This is a genomic window from Longimicrobiaceae bacterium (assembly GCA_035936415.1).
Classification (GTDB): Bacteria; Gemmatimonadota; Gemmatimonadetes; order Longimicrobiales; family Longimicrobiaceae; genus JAFAYN01.
Genome location: DASYWD010000612.1, coordinates 1 through 4,291 on the forward strand (window position 1 = coordinate 1; position 4,291 = coordinate 4,291).

Consider the following 4,291-nt stretch of genomic DNA (forward strand, 5'->3'; position numbering starts at 1 on the left):
GGCAGGAGGGAGATCGAGGGGCTGATCGGCTTCTTCGTCAACACGCTGGCGCTGCGGCTGGACCTCTCGGGCGCGCCGACGGTGGGGGAGCTGCTGGAGCGGGTGCGGGAGCGCGCGCTGGAGGCGCAGCAGAACCAGGACATCCCCTTCGAGCAGGTGGTCGAGGCGGTGCGGCCGGGGCGCAGCCTGGCGCACAGCCCGCTCTTCCAGGTGATGTTCGCCTGGCAGAACGCGCCGCGGGAGCGGATGGAGCTGCCGGGCCTGACGCTGGCGGGGGTGGCCGCGGGTGCGCAGCAGCCGAGCGCCAAGTACGACCTGTCGCTGTCCCTGGCCGAGACGGACGGGCGGATCGCCGGGAGCGTGACGTACGCGAGGTCGCTGTACGACGGCGCGACGGTGGAGCGCCAGGTGGGCTACCTGCGGCGGGTGCTGGAGGAGATGGCGGCCGGGCCGGAGCGGCCGGTCGCCGGGCTGGAGATGCTGCCGGAAGCGGAGCGGCGGCAGGTGGTGGAGGGGTGGAACGCCACGCGGGCGGCGTATCCTCTCGACCTCTGCGTGCACGAGCTCTTCGAGCGGCAGGTGGAGCGCACGCCCGGTGCGGCCGCCGTGGTCCTGGACGGCGGAGCGCTGACCTACGCGGAGCTGGACGCGCGCGCCCGCCGTCTGGCGCGCTCCCTCGCGGAGTGCGGCGTCGGCCCGGAGAGCGCCGTCGGGCTCTGCGCCGAGCCGGGCGCGGGGATGCTCGTGGGAGTGCTGGGGTGCTGGAAGGCGGGCGGGACGTTCGTGCCCCTCGACCCGGCCCATCCGCGCGAGCGGCTGGCCGTCTTGCTCCAGGACGCCGCGGCGGCCGTCGTCCTCGTGGAGCCGCACCTGGCGGACGTCCTCCCCCCCCACGGCGGCCGCACCCTCCTCCTGGGCGCGGAGGAGCCGGGCGACGGCGCGGGGGAGGCGGAGCTCCCGGCGCCCACGCCGGCCCCCCTCGCCCGGGGGACGGCGTACGTGATCTACACCTCCGGGTCCAGCGGCCGCCCCAAGGGCGTGGCCGTGGAGCACCGCAGCCTGGCGAACACCCTGCTGGGGAGCCTGGAGGCCTTCGGCTTCGGGCCGGCCGACGTGGTTCCGGCGCTCGCCTCCTTCGCCTTCGACATCTGGCTCTTCGAGACCTTCTGCGCGCTCCTCTCGGGCGGCGCGGTGCGGCCGGTCGCGCGTGACCGGGTGCGGGAAGTGGAGACGCTGCCCCGGGTCCTGCACGACGCCACCGTGCTGCACGCCGTGCCGGCCCTCATGCGCCTGGTGGTGGACGCGGTCCCGGCGCAGGGAGGCGGCGTTCTCCCCCGCCTGCGCAGGCTCTTCGTCGGCGGGGACGCGGTGCCGCCGGAGCTGCTGCGGGAGATGCGCGAGACCTTCCCGGCGGCAGAGGTGCACGTGCTGTACGGCCCCACCGAGGGCACCGTGATCTGCGCCGCGCATTCCGCGCTCGGGGAGGAGCCCGGACGGCGGATGCTGGGCCGGCCCCTGGGGAACGTGCGCCTGTACGTGTGCGACGACTCCGGGGCGCCGGTGCCCGTGGGAGTTCCCGGGGAGCTGTGGATCGGCGGGCCCGGGGTGGCGCGGGGGTACGCGGGGCAGGCGGAGCCGACGGCGGAGCGCTTCGTCCCCGACGCGTTCGGCGGGGAGGCGGGGGCGCGGCTGTACCGCACGGGGGACCTGGTGCGGCGGCTGCCGGAGGGGAGCCTGGAGTTCCTGGGGCGCACGGACCGGCAGGTGAAGGTGCGGGGGTTCCGCATCGAGCCCGGCGAGGTGGAGGCGCGGCTCCGCGCGCACGCCGGGGTGCGGGAGGCGGTGGTGGTGGCGCGGGAGGACACGCCGGGAGACCGGCGGCTGGTGGCGTACTGGGTGGGCGAGGCGCTCGAGGCCGAGGCGTTGCGGGCGCACCTGCAGGAGCGGCTGCCGGAGCACATGGTGCCGGCGGCGTACGTGCGGCTGGAGGAGATGCCGCTTACGCCCAACGGGAAGGTGGACCGCGGCGCGCTGCCGGCCCCGGACGGGACCGCCTACGCGACGGGCGCCTACGAGCCGCCCGCGGGGGAGACGGAAGAGGCGCTGGCGCAGATCTGGTCCGAGCTGCTGCGGGTGGAGCGGGTGGGCCGCCACGACAACTTCTTCGAGCTGGGGGGGCACTCGCTTCTGGGGGTGACGCTGATCGAGCGGATGCGGCGCGTGGGGCTGCACGCGGACGTCCGCACCGTGTTCGCGAGCCCCACCCTGGCGGACCTCGCGGCCGCCGCCGGCAGCGAGTCGGCGGAGGTGGAGGTCCCGGCGAACGGGATCCCGGAGGGGTGTGAGGCGATCCGGCCGGAGATGCTGCCGCTGGTGGAGCTCACCCAGGCCGAGATCAACCTCGTCGTGGAGGGGGTGCCCGGGGGCGCCGCCAACGTGCAGGACGTCTACCCGCTGGCGCCGCTGCAGGAGGGGATGCTCTTCCACCACCTGATGGCCGAGGAGGGAGACCCGTACGTGCTGTCGAGCCTCCTGAGCTTCGACAGCCGCGAGCGGCTGGAGCAGTACCTGGCCGCGCTGCAGGCGGTGGTCGACCGGCACGACATCCTCCGCACCGCCATCCGGTGGGAGGGGCTGCGGCAGCCGGTGCAGGTGGTGTGGCGGGTCGCCAGGCTGCGAATCGACGAGGTGGAGCTGGACCCCGCGGATGGGGACGTGGGTGAGCAGCTCCACGCCCGGTTCGATGCGAGGCGGCACCGGCGCGACATCCGCGGGGCTCCTCTGATCTGGATCTACGTTGCGCCGGACCCGGCCCGGAACCGCTGGGTGGCGCTCCGGCAGCACCACCACCTCGTCGCCGACCACACGGCGGCGGAGGTGATGCAGGCGGAGGTGCAGGCGCACCTGCTGGGGAGGGCGGACGAGCTCCCGGAGCCGCTGCCGTTCCGCAACTACGTGGCACAGGCCCGGCTGCGGATGAGCCGGGAGGAGCACGAGGCGTTCTTCCGCGAGCTGCTGGGGGACGTGACCGAGACCACCGCGCCGTTCGGCCTGACCGACGTGCGGCGCGACGGGTCCGGGGTCGACGAGGCGCGCCTGGAGCTGGACGGGCCGCTGGCCGTCCGGCTGCGCGCGCGTGCGCGCTCGCTGGGGGTGAGCGCGGCCAGCCTGTGCCACGTTGCCTGGGCGCAGGTGCTTGCCCGTGTGTCGGACCGGCCGGACGTGGTGTTCGGGACCGTGCTCCTCGGCCGGATGCAGGGAGGCGAGGGCACCGACCGGGTGATGGGCCTGTTCATCAACACCCTCCCGGTGCGGGTGAAGGTGGGAGAGGCGGGGGCGGAGGCCAGCGTGCGGAAGACGCACGCGCTCCTCGCCGGCCTCCTGCGCCACGAGCACGCATCGCTGGCGCTCGTCCAGAGGTGCAGCGGAGTGGAGCCGCCGGCACCCCTGTTCTCCGCGCTGCTGAACTTCCGGCACAGTGGAAGGATGGCCCGATCCGGGCAGGCGCCCGCCGCCCTCGGCGGGATTCAGGGGATCTCCACCGAGGAGCGCTCGAGCTATCCGCTGACGCTGGCCGTGGACGACCTCGGAGACGACTTCCGGATCACGGCGAGGTCCGTCGCCCACGTCCGGGCGGAGCGGGTGTGCGCGATGGTGCACACGGCGCTGGAGCGGCTGGTGGAGGCGCTGGAGGTCTCGCCGGGGCGGGCGCTCGGGAGCATCGACGTGCTTCCGGAGGCGGAGCGGCGGCAGGTGGTGGAGGGGTGGAACACCACCGAGGCCGAGTATCCGCGCGAGCTGTGCGTGCACCAGCTCTTCGAGGCGCAGGCGCGGCGCAGCCCCGACGCGGTGGCGCTCGTCTTCGCGGGCGAGGCGCTCAGCTACGCGGAGCTGAACGCCCGGGCGAACCGCCTGGCGCACCACCTGGTCGGGCTGGGCGTCGGACCCGAGGCGCGGGTGGCCGTCTGCGTGGAGCGCAGCGCGGAGATGGTCGTCGCCCTGCTGGCGGTGCTCAAGGCCGGCGGTGCCTTCGTGCCGCTCGACCCGGAGTACCCGCCGGAGCGCCTGGGCTACATGTTGCGCGACAGCGCCCCGGCGGCGGTGCTGACCCAGGGCCCGCTCCTGGAGCGGCTTGCGGCGGCGAAGGTGCCGGAGCTGGCGGGGGTGCCGGTGCTGGACCTGGCGGGCGATGCCGCGGCCTGGGCGCGCCGGCCGGAGAGCGACCCTGTGCGGGGGGCGCTGAGCCCGGAGCACCTGGTGTACGTGATCTACACGTCCGGGTCCACCGGCC

1 protein-coding gene is annotated in these 4,291 nt (G+C 75.1%); it reads left to right on the plus strand.

Annotated elements, in window-relative coordinates; translation table 11 throughout:
* Nucleotides 1-4,291, plus strand: a 4,291-nt coding sequence (locus VGR37_24535; protein HEV2150588.1) for an amino acid adenylation domain-containing protein, incomplete at both ends; no start/stop codon positions are given.